12 protein-coding genes are annotated in these 20,770 nt (G+C 75.8%); all 12 read right to left on the bottom strand.

From position 1 onward, the window contains the following. Positions 1–38 precede the first annotated feature (38 nt). The 12 genes from ACFVUH_RS16550 to ACFVUH_RS16495 all read right to left on the bottom strand — a co-directional run bounded on the left by ACFVUH_RS16550 (position 39) and on the right by ACFVUH_RS16495 (position 20,740). Positions 39–1,037 (bottom strand): TauD/TfdA family dioxygenase, encoded by a 999-nt coding sequence (locus tag ACFVUH_RS16550; protein ID WP_355371904.1) that lies wholly within the window; start codon positions 1,035–1,037, stop codon positions 39–41. Positions 1,038–1,045: 8 nt separating this feature from the next. Then, positions 1,046–1,258 (bottom strand): MbtH family protein, encoded by a 213-nt coding sequence (locus tag ACFVUH_RS16545; protein ID WP_355371845.1) that lies wholly within the window; start codon positions 1,256–1,258, stop codon positions 1,046–1,048. 216 nt (positions 1,259–1,474) lie between these two features. After that, positions 1,475–2,659 carry a cytochrome P450 gene (locus ACFVUH_RS16540; protein ID WP_355371842.1) on the bottom strand — a complete coding sequence of 395 codons (1,185 nt, stop codon included), beginning with the start codon at positions 2,657–2,659 and terminating at the stop codon, positions 1,475–1,477. Positions 2,660–2,780: 121 nt separating this feature from the next. Next, the gene (locus ACFVUH_RS16535; RefSeq protein WP_387913880.1) at positions 2,781–3,668 is read right to left on the bottom strand and encodes a thioesterase II family protein; all 888 of its coding nucleotides are present in this window, start codon (positions 3,666–3,668) and stop codon (positions 2,781–2,783) included. Continuing rightward, on the bottom strand, positions 3,665–5,485 hold the full coding sequence (locus ACFVUH_RS16530; RefSeq protein WP_387913878.1) for a non-ribosomal peptide synthetase: 1,821 nt from the start codon (positions 5,483–5,485) through the stop codon (positions 3,665–3,667). Before ACFVUH_RS16530 ends, ACFVUH_RS16535 begins: the two co-directional genes overlap by 4 nt. Positions 5,486–5,604: 119 nt before the next feature. Then, positions 5,605–10,086, bottom strand: a complete 4,482-nt coding sequence (locus ACFVUH_RS16525; protein WP_387913875.1) for an amino acid adenylation domain-containing protein — start codon at positions 10,084–10,086, stop codon at positions 5,605–5,607. A gap of 104 nt (positions 10,087–10,190) precedes the next feature. Next, complete coding sequence (locus ACFVUH_RS16520; protein WP_387913874.1) at positions 10,191–14,942, bottom strand: amino acid adenylation domain-containing protein; 4,752 nt, start codon at positions 14,940–14,942, stop codon at positions 10,191–10,193. A gap of 217 nt (positions 14,943–15,159) precedes the next feature. After that, on the bottom strand, positions 15,160–16,425 hold the full coding sequence (locus tag ACFVUH_RS16515) for a glutamate synthase-related protein (RefSeq protein ID WP_387913872.1): 1,266 nt from the start codon (positions 16,423–16,425) through the stop codon (positions 15,160–15,162). Beyond that, entirely contained in the window at positions 16,422–17,432 is a 1,011-nt protein-coding gene (locus tag ACFVUH_RS16510) for an asparagine synthetase A (protein ID WP_387913870.1), read from the bottom strand. The genes ACFVUH_RS16515 and ACFVUH_RS16510 overlap by 4 nt, the downstream gene beginning before the upstream one ends. Then, entirely contained in the window at positions 17,429–18,778 is a 1,350-nt protein-coding gene (locus ACFVUH_RS16505) for a methylaspartate mutase (protein ID WP_387913868.1), read from the bottom strand. The genes ACFVUH_RS16510 and ACFVUH_RS16505 overlap by 4 nt, the downstream gene beginning before the upstream one ends. Next, positions 18,775–19,293, bottom strand: a complete 519-nt coding sequence (locus ACFVUH_RS16500; RefSeq protein WP_355371818.1) for a cobalamin-dependent protein — start codon at positions 19,291–19,293, stop codon at positions 18,775–18,777. The genes ACFVUH_RS16505 and ACFVUH_RS16500 overlap by 4 nt, the downstream gene beginning before the upstream one ends. Positions 19,294–19,480: 187 nt before the next feature. Continuing rightward, entirely contained in the window at positions 19,481–20,740 is a 1,260-nt protein-coding gene (locus tag ACFVUH_RS16495) for a helix-turn-helix domain-containing protein (protein ID WP_355371816.1), read from the bottom strand. Positions 20,741–20,770: the final 30 nt, after the last annotated feature.

The raw sequence follows: 20,770 nt of genomic DNA, 5'->3' as shown, positions 1-20,770 counted from the left end.
CTTCCTCTGCTCACGTCACGGGCGGGTGGAGGGCGCCGTCACGCGGCGACGGCGGTGGTCGGCAGGACCGAGGGGCGGCAGTCGAGGACGTCGACCGGGCGGCCCATCGCGACGGCGATCCTCCGGTCGCCGCGGTACGGGTCGCGGCCGTGCGCGCAGAGCACGTTGTCCACCAGCATCACGTCGCCGACCTGCCAGGTCTCGCGCACGGTGGCGGCCTCGTAGGCGGCGTTCAGCGCGTCGACGTCCTCGCGGGTGAGCGGCTCGCCGTCCCCGAAACCGGTGTTGAACGGCAGGCCGTCCGGGCCGAACTCCTCGACCATGGCCTCCCGGATGTCCGGGTCCAGCGACCACTCGCTCCAGAAGGCCAGGTGGTTGAACCAGGCCTCCTCGCCGGTGTGCGGGTGGTGGATGGTGGCCGGCCGCAGCTGGCTGGTGCGCAGGTTGCCGTCCGCCGTCCACTCCCAGGAGATGCCGTTCTCCCGGCAGTAGCGCTCGACCTCGGCGCGGTCCTCGGTGGCGAAGGCGGTCCGCCAGCCGAGCGAGACGTAGTCCGAGTAGCTGCGGTTCAGCGTCCAGCCGGAGGTCCGGCCGCGCTCGGCCAGGTGCGGCGGCAGCGCGGCGAGCACCTTGCGGACGTCCGCCGTCGGGGTGGCGCCGCCGGCCTCCGGGGCGACCAGGCAGGCGAACAGCAGCCGGCCGGGGAAGGTCAGCGTGTAGCTGTTCTCGTTGTGCATCCGGATCGGCAGCGCGGGCGGCAGGTCGGTGGACGAGAAGACGCCGTTGCCGAAGTCGCTGCGCGGGGTGGCCTTCTCGCGGTACGGGGTGGGCTCGGGGATCAGCACGTCGCGCACGGCGGCGACGTCCTCGGTGGCGGCGACCGGCAGGCCGCGCAGGAAGATCGTGCCGTGCTCGTGCAGCGCGGCGGTCAGCTCGGCCTCGTGCGCGCGCAGCCAGGCGGTGCCCTCGGCGAGGTCGGCGACGGCCGGCAGGTGGGCGAGCGCCGGACGGCCGGGGTTCAGCTCCCAGGTGACCATGGCGGCGCTCACCGGCCGTCGAGGCTTGCGACCAGCGAGGCCGGGCGGATGTCGGTCCAGTTGGCCTCGATCCAGTCCAGGCACTCCTGGCGGGGGGCCTCGCCGTGGACGGTGGTCCAGCCGGCCGGCACGTCGATCCAGACCGGCCAGAGCGAGTGCTGGTTCTCGTCGTTGACCAGGACGAGGTAGCCGGCGTTGTCGTCCTCGAACGGGTTGCTCACGGTGGTCTCCTCGGTGAGGTGTGGCGGTCGTGGTGCGGTGATTCGAAGGTAGGGGCGCGGCGGGCCCGGAAGCGGCACGAGGCCCGGCAGGAGAGCGGCAGTTACGGGACTGCCGTCCTCCTGCGCGGGCCTCGATGCAGGGGTCGAACCGGGGGGTCGGGTGGGGCTTCGACGGGGGCTTCGGCGGGGGCTGCGGGCAGGACTTCGGCGGGGGCTTCAGCGCGGGGTGAGCCGGACCGGGAAGCGGTCCAGGCCGAAGTTGATGATCGAGCGGTTGAACTCCGCCGGACCGGCCGGCTCGATCGCCGACGCCTTCTCCAGCGCCGCCGTGAACAGCGCGCTCAGCTCGGTCTTCGCCAGCGGCGCGCCGATGCAGTAGTGGGCGCCCAGGCCCAGCGCCAGGTGCTTGTTGGGCGAGCGGTCCAGCCGGATCTCCTCGGGCGCCTCGAAGGCCTCCGGGTCGCGGTTGGCCGACCACACCCAGACCGCGACCCGGTCGCCGCGGCGGATCTGCCGCCCGGCCAGCTCGATGTCCCGGGTGGCGGTGCGCAGCGTGTGCAGCCCGACCGAGGTCCAGCGCAGCAGCTCGTCGACGGCGGAGTCCATGGACACCTCGCCGCGCTGCAGCCGCCGCCACAGATCGGGGCGGTTGACCAGGGTGTGCAGCCCCATCGCGGCGGTGTGGCGGACCGTCTGGACGCCGCCGACCACGATGTTGTCCAGGTTGAGCACGACGTCCTCGACCGGCAGCAGCCGGCCCTTCACCTTGTAGGTGGCCATCATCGAGATGAGGTCGTCGCGCGGGTCGCTGCGGCGCAGCATCACCTGGTGCAGCAGGTAGGGGATCAACTGCTGGTGCCCGGCCCGGCGTTCCTCCGGGGTGGCGCCGAGGAACGCCACGTCGCAGACCCGGACCACCATGTCGCGGTCCTCCTCGGGGACGTCCAGCAGGTCGCACATGACGGCCAGCGGCAGCGCGGAGACCACGTCGACGAGGTCCGCCTCACCCTGCTCGACCGCCCGGTCGAAGAGCTCGGCGGCCCGATCGGCGATCGAGCGGGAGGCGCCGCGCACCCCGCCCTTGGAGAAGAACGGGTTCGCGGGGGCCCGCAGTTCACGGTGCCGGGGCGGGTCGGTGAGGGCCATCATCCGGCCCGATCCGACCGGGACGTTGCCGACGCCCGCGCCGAGCAGCGAACCCGACTCCGAGCTGAACACGGCCGCGTTGCGCAGCACCTCGGCCGACTCCCGGTAGGTCATCACCGACCAGATCGGCCCGTCGTCGACGGTGTCGGTGCGGTGCACGGGCGCCGCGGCGCGCAGTTCGGCGACCAGTTCCGGGGTGTCGGGGCGGGCCCAGAGCGCGGGGTCGGTGAGGTCGACGGAAGTGGTGGTCACCATGACGGCTGCTCCTCGGTGGTGGTGGGGTCGGCCGGGCGGCGGCCGTTCGGGAGGGAGGTCGGGAGGGAAGTCGGGAGGGAAGCGGAGAGCGGGATCGGGAGGGGACCGGCGGAGACGGTGGTCACCACGACGGCCCCGGCCCGGAGGCCAGCAGGAAGGCCAGGAGATCGACCGGGCCGGGCCGGTCCACGGTGGCGAGCAGGTGTCCGCCGGGCAGGACCCGGTGACCGAAGGCGCCCCCGGTGTGGGCGGCCCAGCCGGTGAGGCCGGTGGTGGCGAGCATCGGGTCGTCCGCGCCGGCCAGCGCGTACAGCGCGGAGCCGATCGGCGGGTGCGGCCGGTACCGGTAGGTGGCGCTGACCGCGAGGTCGGTGCGGATGCCGCCGAGGGCGAGCTCGACCAGCTCCGGATCGGCCCGGACCAGCTCCTCCAGGCCGGTCAGGCGCAGGAGTTCGGCGGCGTCGAGGTCCTTGGACTCGCGTTCGGTCCACTCGGCGGGGCTGGGCGCCCCGGCCACCACCACCAGTTCGGGGCGGCGGTCGGCGGGCAGCGCCCGGGCCACCTCGTAGGCGAGCAGGGCACCGAAGCTCTGCCCGTAGAAGGCGGCCCGGCGACCGGACCCGAGGTGCGGGGCGAGGGCCCCGGCGACGGCCTCGACCAGGGCCGCGAAGTCGGCGGGCATCGGATCACGGCTCCGGCCACCGCGCGCCGGCGGGCGCAGCGCCCAGACCTCGGCGGCGGGCGCGAGCGCCCGGGCCAGCGGGGTGAAGGCGGTGGCGTCGCCGCCGGCGTGCGGGAAGCAGAACAGCCGTACGGGGCCGGCGGGTTGGGGGGCGGGAAGGAGGAACCAGTCCCCCTCGGTCCGGGGCCGCGTGGCGGGCACGGCCCGGGCACGCGCCGGGGCCGGCCGGTACGGCACGGCACCGGTGTCCGGCCGCGGCCGGGGCCTGATCGGCGGCCGGGCCGCGACGGGCGGACGGGAGGCGGGGTCGGTGGTCGGGGTGGTCATCGGACGGCCGGGCGGCGGGGGGTGAGGGTGGGGCGGGCGGGGGCCGGGGCGGCGGTGGTGGCGTGCTGGACGGCGGCGGTGAAGGCGGCCAGGTCGGCGGCGTCCAGCAGGTGCCGCAGCTGGAGCTCGACGTTGAGCTTGCGGCGCAGCAGGTGGACGACGCGCAGCGCGGCGAGCGAGTGGCCGCCGAGGGTGAGGAAGTCGTCGGTCGGCAGCACCTCGGGGACGCCGAGCACCGTGCGCCACACCTCGGCGACCTGCTCCGCCACTCCCCCGCCGGTGCTCGCCGCGGCCGGCTCGGCGACGGGCGCGGGCAGGGCGCGGTGGTCGACCTTGCCGTTCGGGGTGAGCGGCAGCGCGTCGAGCACGGTCACGGTGGCCGGCACCAGGTGCGCGGGCAGGGCGGCGCGCAGCGCGGCGAGCAGGGCGGCGGGGTCCGCCGACGGGCCGGTGACGTAGGCGGCGAGGCGGGTGTCCCCGGGCGCGGGCTCGTGCACGGTGACGGCGGCGGCGGTGACGCCGTCCAGCGCCGCGACCGCGTGCTCGACCTCGCCGAGTTCGATCCGGAAGCCGCGCAGCTTGACCTGCCGGTCCACCCGGCCGACGTACTCCAGCAGGCCGTCGGCGGAGCGGCGGGCCTGGTCGCCGGTGCGGTACACGCGCTCGCCGGGGGCGAACGGGTCGGCGACGAAGCGTCCGGCGGTCAGCCCCGGCTGCCCGGCGTAGCCGTGCGCCAGGCCGGGCCCGCCGAGGTACAGCTCGCCGACCGCGCCGGGCTCGGTGACCGGCAGCAGCCGCTCGTCCAGCAGGTGCACCCGGACGCCGGGCAGCGGCTCGCCCAGGTGCGGGCCGGGGCCGGTGATCCGGGCGGCGATCGCGTCGACGGTGCACTCGGTGGGCCCGTACAGGTTGAACGCCTCGACGCCGCCGTCGGCCAGCTCGCGCCAGGTGCGCTCGGGGACGGGCTCGCCGCCCATGAACAGGCGCGGGACGGCCGCGTCGCCGCCGAGCAGCGGCTCGCGCAGCAGCTGCCAGTGGGACGGGGTCAGGTCGAGGTCCGTGACGGCGTGCTCGGCGAGCAGCTCGGCCAGCCGGGCCGGGTCGGCGCGCCGGGCGTCGTCGACGACGACCAGGGTGTCGCCCCGGCAGATCCGGATCCACTGCTGGACGGAGGCGTCGAAGGAGACGCTGGCGTTCCAGGCGACGACGGACGGCTCGGGCCGGTAGGCGCCGATCCCCTCCAGGCCGGCGGCGAGGTCGGCGACGGCGGCGTGCGGCACCTCGACGCCCTTGGGGCGGCCGGTGGAGCCGGAGGTGTAGATGACGTAGGCGGGGTCCAGCGGGTGCGGGGCGTCCAGGGCGACGGCGGGTGCCTCGGCGTCCGGGCGCAGCACCGCCACCCCGGCCGGGACCGGCGGCGCCGCGTCGGCGCTGACCACGGCGGTGAGCCGGGCGTCGGCGGCCATGAAGGCGATCCGCTCGGCCGGGTAGGCCGGGTCCAGCGGGACGTACGCGGCGCCGGCCCGCCAGACGGCGAGCAGCGCGACCGGCAGGTCGAGGGTGCGGGCGAGGTGGACGCCGACCCGGTCGCCGCGCCGGACGCCGGCGGCGCGCAGGGCGGCGGCCAGGCCGGCCGTACGGCGGTCCAGGGCGGCGAAGTCGAGGCTGCCGTCGGCGGCGTGCACGGCGGGGCGGCCGGGGTGGGCGGCGACGGCGGCCCGCAGCCGGCTCAGCAGGTCGGTGGCGGTGGCGGCGACGGTGGCGGTAACGGCGACGGTGGACGGGGCGACGGTGGCCGGCTCCGCGAACGTGGTCATGGCGGGGTACTCCTCGGTGAAGGGCGGAAGGAAGGGGGAACGGCGGTGCTCGACGTCGGGGGGTGGGAGGGGCGGCCGGGCCCGGAAGGCTGCCCGCGATCGGGCCCGGCGCCGCCCCGTCAGATCCCGGCGGCCAGGCCGGCCAGGGCCGCCGCGTAGGCGTCCATGAACTCCTCCGCCGTGGCGTCGTCGACCAGCGCCCGCTGGTGGTCCACGGCGAGCAGCACCCGTTGGGTGACCGGGTCCTGGATCAGCGAGGCGCCGAAGGTGAAGCTGTTGGGCTCGTGCCGGTAGGTGGGTTCGGTGCCGATCCGGCCGTCCTCGATCCGGGCCGAGCTGAGCCGGCCGAGGGCGTGGAAGCGCAGGTAGCCGAACTGGCTGTCGAGCGCGGTGTCGGCCATCATCCGGGCCAGCCGGGCGAACGGCACCCGGCGGTGCGGCATCATGTCCAGCTCTTCGCGGTGCACGTGGCGCACCAGCGCGGCCAGGTCCTCGCCCGGTTCGGCGACCAGCGGGACGGTGTTGAGGAAGAGCCCGTACACCTCGGTGCCGCCGAGCCGTTCGAGGCGGCCGTTCATCGCCAGCCCGGTGGTGACCCGGCGCCGTCCGGTGATGCGGGCGAGGGCGTGCAGATGGGCGGCGAGCGCGACGGACTTGACCGGGACGACCAGCGCGTCGGCGACGGCCCGCAGCTGCCCGGGCGCGTCCGGCAGCACCCGCTCGACGGTGCGCGGCAGCTCGTGGACGTCCTCGCTGCCCGGCCAGAGCTGGCCGGTGGCGCCGTCGAGCCGCTGGTGCCAGTAGGCGAGCGAGTCCCGGTCGGCCGCCGCGGCCCGTTCGACGGCCACGAAGTCGCGGAAGGCGGTGCGCGGCGGCGGGGTGGGCGCGGAGACCGGGTCGGCGGCGAGCGCGGCGTGCCGTTCGAGGATCTCGGTCAGCAGGGAGGTGAAGCTCCAGCCGTCGAGGATCGCGTGGTGCTCGGAGATGGTGAGCTGGAAGGCGTCGGCGGCCAGGCGCTGCACGGTGATCCGGAACAGCGGGGGCGCGGTGAGGTCGAACGGCCGGTCGCGGTGGTGCGCGAAGACGGCCCGGATCGCGGCGTCCTGCTCCTGCTCGCTGCGCCCGCGCAGATCGGCGAACTCCACCGGGGCGGGCAGGGTGCCGTGCACCAGCTGCAGCGGTTCGCCGTAGCCGGAGAGGTCGAGTCCGGTGCGCAGCACGGCGTGCCGGGCCATCGCCTCGTTGACGGAGCGGCGCAGCGCGGTCTCGTCGAGTTCGCCGCCGAAGCGGTAGGAGTTGACGTTGTGGTAGCTGTCGGTGCCGCCGGCGACCTCCATGTGGAAGACCATCGACAGCTGCATGGAGACCATCGGGTAGGCGTCGACGATGCCGGGCGGCAGCTCGGCGCGGTCGTCCTCGTCGATCAGGGCGAACGGCCGGCCGGCGTCGGGGCCGGCCTCGACGGGCCGGGCGAGCGGCAGCAGGGCGGCGACGGTCGGCGCGTTGAAGACGTCGCGCAGCGAGAGCTGCCAGCCGCGGTCGTGCAGGGCGCCGGCCAGCTGGACGGCGCGGATGGAGTCGCCGCCGAGGTGGAAGAAGTCGTCGTGGACGCCGATCCCGGGCACCCCGAGCACCTCCGTCCAGACCGCGGCGAACAGCTCCTCCTCGGGGGTGCGCGGTTCGACGTGTCGGCCGGCCCGTTCGGGCGCGGCGCGGCCGGGGGCGGGCAGCGCGGCCCGGTCGACCTTGCCGTTGACGGTGAGCGGCAGCGCGTCCAGCACGGTGACGCTCGCCGGGACCATGTACGCGGGCAGCGAGCGGCCGAGGAAGCCGCGCAGGTCCTCGGGGGCGCGGCCGGTGACGTAGGCGGCGAGCCGGTCGTCGTGGACGGTCACCACGCAGGCGTCGACGTCGGGATGGGCGGCGAGGGCGCTCTCGATCTCGCCGAGCTCGATCCGGAAGCCGCGCAGCTTGACCTGGAAGTCGGCGCGGCCGACGTACTCCAGGCCGCCGTCCGGCAGCCGCTTGGCGACGTCGCCGGTGCGGTAGAGGCGGGCGCCGGGCGGGCCGGTGGGGTCGGCGACGAAGCGGCCGGCGGTGAGGCCGGGGCGGCCCCAGTAGCCGTGGGCGAGGCTGCCGCCGCCGATGTACAGCTCGCCGGGGACGCCGGGCGGGCAGGGGCGCAGCCAGTCGTCCAGGACGGCCGCGGTGAGGTGCGGCATGGGCTCGCCGATGAGGCTGCGTTCGAAGCCCGCGCCGCCCTCGGCGACGTCGTGGATCGTGACGTGGACGGTGGTCTCGGTGATGCCGTAGAGGTTGCAGAGCCGGGCGGGCGGCAGCGGGTCGAGGTCGTGCCAGCGCTGGACGACGCCGGGGTCCAGGGCCTCGCCGCCGAGCATGATCCAGCGCAGTGCGGGAAGTTCGCGGGGGCGGCGGCGCAGGGCCGGTTCGAGCTGGCGCAGCGCGGACGGGGTGAGGCACAGGTGGGTGACGCTCCGCTCGTCGAGGAGTGCGGCGAACTCCTCGGGCGAGCGGCTGGTCAGGTAGGGCACGACGACCAGGCGGGCGCCGTGCAGCAGCGCGCCCCACAGCTCCCAGACGGTCCAGTCGAAGGCGTAGCTGTGGAAGAGCGTCCAGGTGGTGCCGGGGCCGAAGCCGAAGTGGTCGCGGCCGGAGTCGAGCAGGCGGCTGACGTGCTCGTGGGCGACGCCGACGCCCTTGGGGCGGCCGGTGGAGCCGGAGGTGAAGATCAGGTAGGCGAGGTCGCCGGGTCGGCCGGCGGCGGGCGGACGGGTGTCGGGGTGGGCGGCGATCTCGGCGGCCCGCGCGGTGAGGTCGAGGGTCTGCCAGGGACCGTCGGGGGCTCGGTCGGGGCGGTCGGTGAGGACGGCGGTGACGGCGGTGTCGCCGAAGACCAGGGCGGCCCGGTCGGCGGGGGCGGCGAGGTCCACGGGCACGTAGGCGGCGCCGGTCTTGAGGACGGCGAGGATCGCCACGGGGACGGCGACGGTGCGTTCCAGCAGCAGGCCGACCCGGTCGCCGGGGCGCACCCCCAGGGCGCGCAGGGCGTGCGCCAACCGGTTGGCGCGGCGGTCGAGTTCGGCGTAGTCCAGACTCTCGTCGCCGTCGTCGACGGCCGGCCGCGTACCGTGCTCGTCGACGGCCCGCTCGAAGAGGTGGTGCAGGCAGTGTCCGGGCTCGAGCCGGGCGGGGCGGGGCCGCTGCCCGGCCGCGGGGGCGGCGGTGAGCCGCAGCACGGTGGCGTCGGGGTCGGCGAGGGCGGCGTCCAGCAGGGCCGCGTAGTCGGCGGCGAGCCGGCGGACGGTGGCCGCGTCGAAGAGGTCGGTGCTGTACTCGGCCTCGCCGCGCAGCCCGCCGCCGCCCTCCTCGGCGGGTTCGAAGACGGACCAGGTCAGGTCGAACTTGCTGGTGCCGTTGGAGCGGACGGTGCGCCGGGCGGTGGCGGCGCCGAGGGCGAGCGGGGCGTCGTCCTCGCCGTGGGCGCCGAACACCACCTGGACCAGCGGCGGGTGCTGCGGGGTGCGGGCGATGCCGAGGTGGTCGACCAGCTGGTCGAACGGCACGTCGAGGTAACCGAAGGCGTCGAAGGCGCCGTCCTGGAGGTCGGTGACCAGCGTACGGAAGGTGGCGTCCGGGGCGAGCCGGATGCGCAGCGGCAGCAGGTTGACGAAGTAGCCGAGCAGGTCGGCGAGTTCGGGGCGGTTGCGGGTGGTGACCGGGGTGCCGACGAGCAGGTCGTCGGCGCCGGTCCAGCGGTTCAGCAGCAGCGCGAAGGCGGCCAGCTGGACGGTGAACGGGGTGGCTCCCTCCTGTTCGGCCAGCGCCCGGACGCGGGCGGCGGTGCCGGGGGCGAGGCCGAAGTGCTCGGTGGCGCCGCGCTCGCCGCGCTGGGCGGGCCGGGGGCGGTCGCCGGGCAGGTCGAGCAGGGCGGGGGCGCCGTCGAGGCGGTCCTTCCAGTAGGCGAGGTGCTCCTCGTAGGAGGTGTGCCGCTCCTCCTCGGCCCAGTCGGCGTACCCGGTGGTGAGAGCCGGCAGGTCCGGGGTCCGCTGCTCGGCCAACGCCCGGTAGGACTCGGCGAGTTCGCGCTCGAAGAGCTCGGCGGACCAGCCGTCCCAGATGATGTGGTGGACGACGAACAGCAGGGTGGTGCGCTCCTCGGCCAGCCGGACCGCCTCGGCGCGCAGCAGCGGGCCGGCCGTGAGGTCGAACGGTTCGGCGGCCCGTTCGGCGATCAACTCCTCGGCTCGGGCAGCCCGTTCGGCCTCGGGGAGGGACCGCAGATCGGAAACGGCGAGCGGCACGGCGAGGGTGTCGTGGACGGTCTGGCGCGGCCCGTCGGGGTGCAGGGCGAAGGTGGTGCGCAGCACCTCCTGGCGGGCGGTGACGGCGTCCAGGGCCCGGGCGAGCAGGGCGAGGTCGAGCGGACCGGTGACGTCGTACGTCCAGGGGGTGGTGTAGGTGACGGCCCGCGGGTTCAGGCGGTCGAGGAACCAGAGGCCGCGCTGGAGGCCCGAGACGGGCGCGGTGCGGGCCGGCGCGGTGCGGGCCGGCGCGGTCCCGGGGTCGGCGGACGGGCTCACGGCCTCGCTCCTTCCGGTCGGACGGGTGTCGGGACGGGTGTCGGGGCGGGTGTCGGGACGGGTATCGGGGACGGTCGGGGGGCGGGTGTCGGGGCGGGCCGTCATCACGAGGCCAGCCGTTCGGCGATGGCGCCCACGGTGCGGCCGCGGAACACCACCTGCGGCGGGACCCGGGTCCCGGTCTGCTGCGAGAGCTTCATCGCGACCCGCACGGCGGCCAGCGAATTGCCGCCGATGCGGAAGAAGTTGGCGTCCGGCCCGAGGTCCTCCGGCAGGGCCAGGACGGCCCGGACGGCGTCGGCGACCAGCCGCTGGTGCGGGGTGAGCGGGTCGGCCGGGGCGGCGGCGCGGCGCTCGGCGGGGGCCGGCAGGGCCCTGCGGTCGACCTTGCCGTTGGGGTTGAGCGGCAGCGCGTCCAGCACGTCGAGGGTGGCGGGCACCATGTGCTCGGGCAGCAGCCCGGCCAGGTGGTCCAGCAGCGCCTCCGGACCGGCCCCGCCGGCGCCCGGGTCGAGCGTGACGTAGGCGGCGAGCCGGTGGTCGCCGGGGGCGGGCTCGTGCACGGTGACGGCGGCCTCCCGGACGGCGGGGTGGCGGGTCAGCGCGTCCTCGATCTCGCCGGGCTCGACCCGGAAGCCGCGGACCTTGACCTGGTCGTCGATCCGGCCGGTGATCTCCAGCAGCCCGTCCGGGCGCCGGTGGCCGAGGTCGCCGGTGCGGTAGAGCCGCTCGCCGGGGACGCCGAACGGGGAGGCGACGAAGCGCTGGGCGGTCAGCCCGGGCCGGCCGACGTAGCCGTGGGCGAGGCCGCCGCCGGCCGCGTAGAGCTCGCCGGTGGTGCCGTCGGGGACGGGCTCCAGCCGCTCGTCCAGGACGTGCACGGCCTTGCCGTGCAGCGGGCGGCCGATCGGGATGGCGGCGCCGGCGGCGTCCTCGGCGGTGGCCCGGTGGCAGGTGGTCAGGCCCAGGCTCTCCACCGGGCCGTAGCCGTTGGCGACCACCAGGTCCGGGTACTGGCCGAGCGCCTTGCCGACGTGGGTGACGGAGGCCCGCTCGCCGGCCGTGAAGGCCACCTTGAGGTCGTCGTAGGTCTCCGGGAACTCCTCCAGCAGGAAGTTGAACAGGCTGGCGGAGAGCTGGAGCTGGGTGACGCCGTGGCGCCGGGTCAGCTCGGCGATGGCCTGCGGGTCGGGCCGCTGGCCGGGCTGCAGCACGCAGACGCCGCCGAAGGCGAGCGCGCCGTACAGCTCCAGGGCGAAGGCGTCCCAGGAGACCGGGGAGCACTGCAGCCAGACCTCGTCGGGGCCGAAGCGGGCGTAGTCCTGGCCGAGGTAGGTGGTGGTGAGCGCGCGGTGCGGCACGGCGGCGCCCTTGGGGCGGCCGGTGGAGCCGGAGGTGAACATCACGCAGGCGAGGTCGTCGCCGGTGACCGGCACGCCCTGGTCGTGGCCGGGACGGGCCGCGACGGCGGCGGCCTCGGCGTCCAGGTCGAGGTGGCGGGCGATGGGGAACGGCGGGCTCGCGCGGCGGTGGGTGACCAGCAGCGAGGCCCCGCAGTCGGCGACCGCGCCGGCCAGCCGCTCGGCCGGGAAGTCCGGGTCGAGCAGGGTGTAGGCGGCGCCGGTCTTGAGCGCGGCGAGCAGCGCGACCACCAGGTCCGGTCCGCGCTCGACCAGCACGGCGACGGTGTCGCCGCGGCCGGTCCCGGCCTCGGCCAGGTGGTGGGCGAGCCGGTTGGCCCGGGTGTTCAGCTCGCCGTAGCCGAGCCGCTGGTCGCCGGAGACGAGGGCGAGCGCGTCCGGGGCGGCGGCGGCCCGGGCCTCGAACAGGGCGTGCACGGGCGACTCGACGGCGGTGGCCAGGGTGCCGAGCCAGGCCTCGCACAGCTCGGCCATGGTGGCGGGATCGAACAGGTCGGAGTCGTACTCGAAGCGGCCGGTGAAGTCGGTGCCCCGGTCGTCGACGGAGATCGACAGGTCGAAGCGGGAGACCGGGTTGGAGTACAGCTCCCGGGTCACCTCGAAGCCGCCGACTGTCAGCGGGCGGGTGTCCAGCGGGTGCAGTTCCAGCAGCACCTGGCAGAGCGGGTTGCGGTTCTCGGCGCGGTCGTCCTCGCGGCCTTCCAGGACGCTCGCCGCGATGTCGTCGAACGGCGCCTCCTGGTGGCGGTAGCCGGCGATCGCCACCTCGCGGACGTGCCGGACCAGCTCGCGGAAGTCCATGGACTCGTCGATCCGCACCCGCAGCGGCAGCAGGTTGACGAAGTAGCCGACCAGGGCGTCGAGTTCGGCCCGGCCGCGGACGCTCACCGGGGAGCCGAGCACCAGGTCGCGCTGCCCGGTGCGGCGGTGCAGGGTGAGTGCGAGGCCGGCCAGCAGCACCATGAACGGGGTGGCGTCCTCGCTGCGGGCCAGCGCGCGGACGGCCTCGGCGACCGGGCGCGGCATCGCGAAGCGGTGGAAGTCGCCGCGGAAGCCCTGCACTTCGGGCCGGGGGTGGTCGGTGGGCAGCGCGGGCTCGGTCGGGGCGTCGGCCAGGTGCTCGCGCCAGTGGGCGAGTTGGCGTTCGGCGTGCTCCGGGTCCTCGTACAGCCAGGCGCTGTAGTCGGCGTACTGGACGGCGGGCCCGGGCAGCTCGGCCGGGCGGCCGGCGGCCAGTGCCTCGTACAGGGCGGCGAGTTCGCCCTCCAGGACGGGCAGCGAGCCCTCGTCCCAGACGATGTGGTGGCAGAGCAGCAGCAGGGTGGCGGTGGCACCGGTGCGGTAGAGGTGGGCGCGCAGCAGCGGCCCGCGCTCCAGGTCGAAGGGGACCAGGGCGGCCTCGGCGACCAGGGCGTCGACCCGTCCGGCCTCGGTGTCGGTCACCGTGAACGGCACCTCCACGGCGGGGTGGATCAGCTGGCGCGGGCCGTCGTCGGCCAACTCGAAGGTGGTGCGCAGCGCCTCGTGCCGTGCCACCACGCCCTCCAGCGCCCGCCGCAGCAGCTCCGGGTCGACCGGGCCGGCGAAGCGGAACACCCAGGGCACGATGTAGGTCGGCGCCTCCGGGTTCCACTGGTCGAGGAACCAGAGGCCGCGCTGGTACGGGGACAGCGGCGCCGAGACGGCCCCGGCCCGGGCCAGCGGCGGGCGCTCGCCACCGGCGGAGGCAGTGACGGCGGCGGCGAACTCGGCCAGCGTCGGCGCGTCGAAGATGGTGTACGGGGAGATCATGCCGAAGACGTCGAAGACCCGGCCGACCACACGCACGGCGGTGAGCGAATCGCCGCCCAGGTGGAAGAAGTTGTCGTCGGCGCCGACCTCGGGCACACCCAGCACGTCCGCCCAGACGGCGGCGATCAGCTGCTCGGCGGGAGTGCGCAGCGGGCGGCCGGCCGGGGCGGCGGCGGGCGTGGAGCGCGGTTCGGGCAGGGCGGCGCGGTCGATCTTGCCCCCGGCGGTCAGCGGGAAGGCGTCCAGCACGGTGACGGTGGCGGGGACCATGTGCTCGGGCAGCCGCTCGGCCAGGTGGGCGCGGAGCGCGGCGGGGTCCGGGGCGCCGCCGGTGACGTAGCCGGCGAGCCGGCCCTCGTGGGCGACGACCACGGCGGCGGCGACGCCGGGGTGGGCGGCGAGCAGCTGCTCGATCTCGCCGGGCTCGACCCGGAAGCCGCGGATCTTCAGCTGGTGGTCGGCCCGGCCGACGAACTCCAGCGGGGCGTCCGGGCCCTCACGGCGCACGACGTCGCCGGTGCGGTACATCCGGGCGCCCGGCTCGGGCGCGAACGGGTCGGCGACGAACCGGCCCGCCGTCAGGCCCGGGCGGCCGTGGTAGCCGGAGGCGAGCAGCGGCCCGCCGAGGTACAGCTCGCCGGCCTCGCCGGGGGCGGTGACCGGGCGCAGCCGGTCGTCCAGCACATAGGCGCGGCGCTCGCCGAGCGGGGTGCCGATCGGGACGACGTCGGTGGTGTCCGCGGCCCGGGTGGCACCGGACAGCTCGTGGACGGTGGCGGTGATCACGGTCTCGGTGGGCCCGTAGGCGTTGAGCAGCGGCACGCCGGTGGCGGCCCACCAGCCGGCGGCGGTGTCCGGGTAGAGCCGGTCGCTGCCGGAGATCATCAGGCGCAGGGTGCGCGGGGCGCGGCCCCGGGCGCGCAGCGCCGTCACCACCTCCTGGAAGTAGCCGGCGGCGAGGTTGGCCACGGTGACGCCCTCGGCGTCCAGCAGGTCCAGCAGGGCGTCCGGGCCGAGCAGCTGCTGCTCGGGCACGAGCAGGCAGGCGCCGGCGGACAGGCTGGTGAGCGTCTGTTCCACGGCCACGTCGACGGTGGGGCGGGCGAGGTGCAGCACGATGTCGTCGGCGGTCAGGCCGAAGCGGTCGACGGCCGCCGCCAGGTGCCCGGTCAGCGCGGCGAGCGGCACGTGCACGCCCTTGGGGCGGCCGGTGGTGCCGGAGGTGTAGATGAGGTAGCCGGGGGCGGGTACGGCCGCGGCGTCGCCGGACGGTGCGTCGCCGGACGGTGCGTCGCCGGACGGTGCGTCGCCGGACGGTGCGAGCTCGATGAGTTCGCCGTCGACCAGGGCGAGGGTGGCGCCGGCGTCCTCGCGGATCCAGCGGTTGCGCTCCTCCGGGGCCTCCCGGTCCAGCGGCAGGCAGGTGGCCCCGGCGCGCAGGGCGGCGAGCATGCCGACCAGGTGGTCCAGCCGGTCGCGGCCGGTGACGGCCACCGTCCGCCCGGGGGCGATCCGGGCCGCGAGGGCGCCGCTCAGTTCGTCCAGCTCGCGGTAGCGGACGGTCCGGCCGCCGAGCCGTACGGCCGGCCGGTCCGGGAACCGGCGCGCGACGGATATGAAGGGGAAACCGCTAGATTCCATCATCCAACCCCGATGAATTGACGACGCTGCGGGCAGTGATCTCGACGATAGGGCGGCTTTCCGGCGCCGATCGGCAGAACTCCCGGAAGACCATCGGCAGTTTCAACTGCCGCTTGCTAGACGGGAGTTGGCGAAACGCGACCGGCCCGCCGGGGCGCACGGGGGCGCCTCGGCGGGCTCTGCGGAAATTCGCTCTCTTCGGTTTTCGGGCGGCCCGGAACTACCCGGGGAATTCCGGGGACCACACGTCGGCGCGGTCCACCGCGGCCGGCGAGTACTTCCCGAGCGCGCTGATCAGCAGCCGCAGTTCGAGCGCGAGGCAGTCGGTGAAGCGGATCAGCCCGGCCTGCGGATCCTCGGCGGCGGCCAGCAGGGCCGCCCGGCCCAGGCCCACCGCACGGGCGCCCAGCGCCAGGCTCTTGACCGCCCGGCCGCCCTCCCACATCCGCCCCGAGACCAGCAGGCAGGGCGGCGGCCCGGCGGCCGCCAGCCGGCGCAGGCACTCCGCCAGCGGCAGCCCGACCTGCGCCGGGAAGGCGCCCGGCGCCCAGCCGGTACCGCCCTCCGCGCCGTCCACGGTGACGGCGTCCGCGCCCGCCTCGGCGGCCACCCGGGCGGCCTCGGCGACGTCCCGGCCCGGGTGGAGCTTCACCCAGACCCGGGCGCGGGGGAAGTTGTTGCGCATCAGCCGGACCTGCTGGCGCAGGATCTCGGCCGTGAAGGTGCCCGGCGTACTGGCCCGCAGCACCCGGCCGTCCTCGCCGAAGACCGGGTCGAGGCCGTAGCGGTCGCCGAGCCGGGCGGCGGCCTCGGCGTCCAGCACGGTCATCCCGCCGAGTCCCGGCTTCGCTCCCTGTCCGACCTTCAACTCGAAGGCCAGGCGCCCGGATTCGAGCAGCGGCAGGGCCGCCGGGTCGCTGTAGAGGAGGTTCCACACCTCGGCGTCGGCGTCCTCGGTGGACTGCTGGACGGCCACCCCGCCCAGCCCGTCGGGGAGTTGCTCCGCATAGGCGCGCAGCCGGCCGAGCAGCGCCCGGTCGGCGGCCTCGCCGAGCCGGCCGTAGCCGTTCACCGGGACGACGTTCTCCCCGATCACCATCGGCAGGCCGAGCGCGCCCGCCTGCCGGCTGAGCGCCAGACCGAGGTCCCCGCCGGCCGCCCGGGTGGAACCGGTCGCGGACACGTAGACCGGCAGGGCTGAGGTGAACCCGCCGATGGCGGTGGTGAGTTCGACGTCCCGGTAGTCGGGTTCGCGGCCCAGGTCGATCAGCTTGGCCAGCCGCTGCGGCACGAACACCGGCGGCACGATCCGCAGCGCGTCCAGGGCGTCCGGCGCGTCCGCCGACCCGGCGCCGCCGGCCGGGCGCTCGGCGCCGAACAGCACCTGCCCGTAGCTGCCGGGCGGCGGGAAGGCCGCCGCCGTCCCGGCCCGGGCCCGCTGCCGGACCTCCTCCTCCGGGAAACCGGGTGCGCTCAGGTCGCTCACGGCGACACCACCCCGGCCACCTTGGGGAAGGCGCTGGCCTGCCAGACCGCGTCCAGCCCGGCGACGTAGCGGGTCAGCCGCTCGACGCCGATGCCGAAACCGGCGCTGCCGGGCACGCCCTCGCGGACCAGGTCCAGGTACCAGCGGTACTTCTGCGGGTTCTCCCCCGTCTCGCGCATCCGGGTGACGATCTCGGCGTAGTCGTTGGTGCGCTGGCTGCCGCTGCACAGCTCGCCGTAGCCCTCGGCCGCGATGAGGTCGAAGTTCCGCAGCAGGCCCGGGTCCTCGGGGTTCTCGCGGTCGTAGAAGCCGCGCGAGCCCTTGGGGTAGTCGGTGACGAAGAACGGCCGGTCCCGCCGCGCCGAGAGCAACGCCTCACCGGCCCAGTCGAGTTCGGCGTCCGGGCTCTGCGGGTGGCCCAGGCCGCGCAGCTCGGTGACCGCCTCGGCGTGCCGCATCCGGCCGAAGGAGCCCTTCAGCAGCTCGGCGAACGCGCCGGTGTCGCGGCCGAGTTCGGCGAACTCCTTGGGCAGCTCGCGCACCGCGCTGCCGACCATGTGCACCACCAGCTCCTCCACCAGCTGGACGGCGTCGTCCCGGCTCGCCCCGGCGATCTCGACGTCCAGCTGGTGGAACTCGGCCAGGTGGCGGCTGGTCCCGGCGGTCTCCAGCGGCTCCAGCCGGACGTTCGGCGCGATGCAGAAGATCTTGTCGAAGGCCAGCAGCGAGGCCTGCTTGTAGAGGATCGCGCTGGTCATCAGCTTGTAGCGGTGGCCATAGAAGTCGACGTCGACCTGCTTGGAGCCGCGCGAACCGGGGTCGGTGACCGGGCCGATGATCGGCGGGAGCAGTTCGGTGAAGCCCCGGCCGCGCAGGTACTCGCGGGCGGCGGAGAGCAGGTGGTGCTGGAGCCGGAGCGCGGCGCGGGTGGTCGGAGAGGTCAGGTGGCGGCCGGGGTCCGGGAGCGTCGCGGCGGCGGTCGCGGGGGTGGGCCCGTCGGTGGTCATGGCGTGGTGAGTCCCAACTCTCGTGGTGCGGCGGGTGTTCGGGCGGGTTCCGGGGTGTCGGCGGCGCGGCTGTCGTAGCTCCACTGGAGGTGGGAGAGCGCGCCGAGCAGGTCGGAGGAGCCGAGGATCGGCGGACGCGGGCCGCCGGACAGGCCGGCGATCGGCATCGAGCCGACGTCCGACCAGTGCAGCCGCCCGTCCGGGCCGAGCGAGCTGCGGGCCCGGCCGGCGTTGTCGGGGTGCAGGCAGTAGGGCACGTCCAGGTAGCCGGCCGCGAAGGCGCGCACCAGGGCCCGGCCGATGTCGGCGTCCAGCTCCAGCACGGCGCCGATCAGGGCCCGCGCCTCCGCCTCGATGCCGGTGTCGGGCACGGCGAGCGGCGGGCGCGACGGCTCGGCGTTGGCGGCCACGGCGGCCGTCTCCAGCGCCCGGACGTTCTCGGCGACGGTCGGGATCCGGTGCGCCTCGGCGGTCGTCTTCACGATCAGCCGGGCCGCCCCGGTGCGCACCGCCAGCCGGGCGGCGTCCTCCAGCAGCAGCCGGGCGCCGCCGGGCGTGCGCGGGAAGACGCCCATGTAGGCGTAGAGCACGAGGTGGTGGTCGACGTCGGGCAGCAGCTCGCCGGCGAGGCGGCCGAGCACGGTGAGCGCCTCCTCGTCCTGACGCGGGTCGGGCTGCTGGGCGTAGCTGAGCGAGACGCTGCGCAGTCCGTGCTGCCGGAAGAACAGCGCCTCCAGCAGGCTCGTCGCGATCAGCAGGCTCGGCGGGCAGAGCTGGCCCATCAGGCAGCCGCCGAACGTCTCCAGGTGCGGTTCGGCGCCGAACTCGCGGATCGAGGCGAGCAGTTCGCAGCTGCGCCGCCAGCTCTCCACCGCCTCGCGCAGCGGGGTGCGGCTGTAGGGCAGGCAGTAGGAGACCGGGCCGCCCTCGGTGGCGTCCAGGCCGACCGCGAGCAGCGCGCGGACGATGTGCTCGGGCAGCGCCGAGCCGTGCCGGACCTGCACCGGGAAGCCCTCGCCGGCGACCCCCCGCAGCACCGCCCGGGTGACGTCCACCGGGTGGCCGGCGATCGGGTAGCCGTTCAGCCCGATCCCGTCGGCCAAGGCGCGGCGGGCGGCGGCGAGGTCACCGGTGCGGGTGTAGCTGTCCAGGGTGATGGTGCCGACGGTGACGGCGTCCGCGCCCCGGGTGGCGAGCAGGCCGTCGCGCATCCGCAACGGGTCGGCCATGCCCATCCGGGGCTGGACCACCAGCGCGCCGGCGGCCCTGGCCCGGGCGACGAAGGCGCCGAAGCCGGCTCTGGCGGGGCGGGAGCCGCCGGGCGCGGCGGCGGCGAGGGCGCTCACCGCAGCACCCGGGAGACGCTCGCCACGGGCAGGGACAGGGGCAGGGGCAGGACGGGGCCGGGCGACCCGGCGGTGGGCAGCGAGCCGACGAAGGCGCGGAAGTCGGCGACCGACCGGCCCTCCTCGAAGACCCCGTCGAACCCGGCGGCGAGCAGCGACCGCTGCCGGTCCGGGTCACCGGGGCCGGCGATGGAGAGCTTGCCGCCGATCACCGTGGGCGTGCGGCCCAGTTCGGGACAGGCCCGCAGCGCGCGGATCACCCGCAGGCCGTCGTGGTGGCCGTGCCCGTTGACGCTGCTGAGCACGATGAGGTCCGGCGCGGCCCGCCGGCACTCGGCCACCAGCAGTTCGTCCGGTACGCAGGCGCCCAGGTTGGTGACCCGGTGGCCGAGCTCCTCCAGCAGCAGTTGCAGGAAGACCAGGTTCCAGGTGTGCGAGTCCGAGGCCATGGTCGACACGACGACCTCCAGCCCGGCCGGTTCGGCCGCTGCGCGCTGCTGCTCCAACTGGTCCACGGCGCAAACCCTCTGTGTCGGTGAGTGATGGACAGAACGCTAGGGAGGATCCGGCGGGCGGACCGGCAGCTCACCCGGCAAGAGACGGGCAGTATCGGCGGCACCCGGGCACCCGGGCACCCGGACGCACCCGGGCGGCGCGCGGGACGGGGGTGCGCGGAACGGGGGGCGCCTCGAAGAACGGGTGTCAGCTCGCCGTCGCGAGCACCGGGTACGCCCCGGCGGCACCGAACAGACGGCGGCACAGGTTCAGCACGGTGAACCGCACGCCGTCGCGGGCGGGGACGCTGCGGATCAGCCCGCTCGCCAGCAGCTCGTGCACCGCGGCCAGCGACTCCTGCGGGGGCCGCCCGCTCAGCTCGACGGCGTCCTCCCCCGACCAGTCCCCCGGTTCGGCGGCCAGCCGCGCCAGCAGGTCGCGCTGGCCCATCGTCAGTCGGTCGAGCGCCGCGTCCAGGGCCTCGCCGACCCCACCGCGTCCGCCGAACCCGGCCGGCGGAGGGGCGAGCTGGAACGGCCCTTCGGCCAGCCGGGCCACCAGCTGGCGCGGGGAGAGCACCGTCGACCAGCCGGCGGCCAGCTCCAGCGCGCCCGGCAGGCCGTCGAGCTGGCGGCAGAGCGCGGCCACCGCCGGTGCCTCCTCGGGCTCCAGCCGGTAGCCGGGGCGCAGCCGGCGCAGATGGGACAGCAGCAGCCGGACGGCGCCCACTTCGGCGAGCGCCAGCGGATCGTGGTCGAGTTCCGGCGCCGGGGTGGGCAGCGGGGCGAGCGGGATCACCTGGCCGCCGGGCAGCGGCTGCGCGACCCGGGCGGTGATCAGCACCCGCAGGCCCGGGCAGCGCTGGAACAGCTCGTCCAGCAGGGCGGGCTCCACGCCGGTGTCGGCGCCGTCCAGGACCAGCAGGGTGGGGCGGGTGCCGATCGCCCGGGCCAGCTCGGCACGGCGCTCGGGGCCCATGCCGGGCCGGCTGGCCCAGTCCGTCCAGCGCACCGACCAGCGGGCCGTGCGGTGCAGCCGGCAGGCCGCCTCCAGGACGAGTCTGGTCTTGCCGACCCCGCCGAGGCCGGTCACCGTGACCAGCCGGTCGCCGTGCACGGCGAGGGCGTCGGTCAGCGCGTCGACCTCCGGCTCCCGGCCGACGATCGCGCCGCGGGCCACCGGCGGGGCGGCCGGTTCGTCGCGCGGCTCCTCGGCGAGCGTCTGGCGGCGCGCGGCCGCCTCGAACACCGTGCGGCTGCGGCCCTCCAGTCGCAGCGCGTCGGCCAGCAGCCGGACCGTCTCCTGCCGGGGGCGCTGCACCCGTCCGCTCTCCATGTCGCGGATCGCCCGGACGCTCAGGGTCGCGTGATCGGCGAGCACCTGCTGGGTCAGGCCGATGCGCTCGCGCCGGATCCTGAGCAGCTCTCCGAAGCCCGCCGTCGAGTGCAGGGTGTGAACGCCGTCCATGCTCCGTCCGCCTTCCGTGGGTTGGCCAAC

This window comes from Kitasatospora sp. NPDC058032 (assembly GCF_042885845.1).
In the GTDB taxonomy this organism is placed as follows: domain Bacteria; phylum Actinomycetota; class Actinomycetes; order Streptomycetales; family Streptomycetaceae; genus Kitasatospora.
Note: the sequence above shows the minus strand (reverse complement) of the source record. Positions and strands in the feature narration are given on the sequence as shown.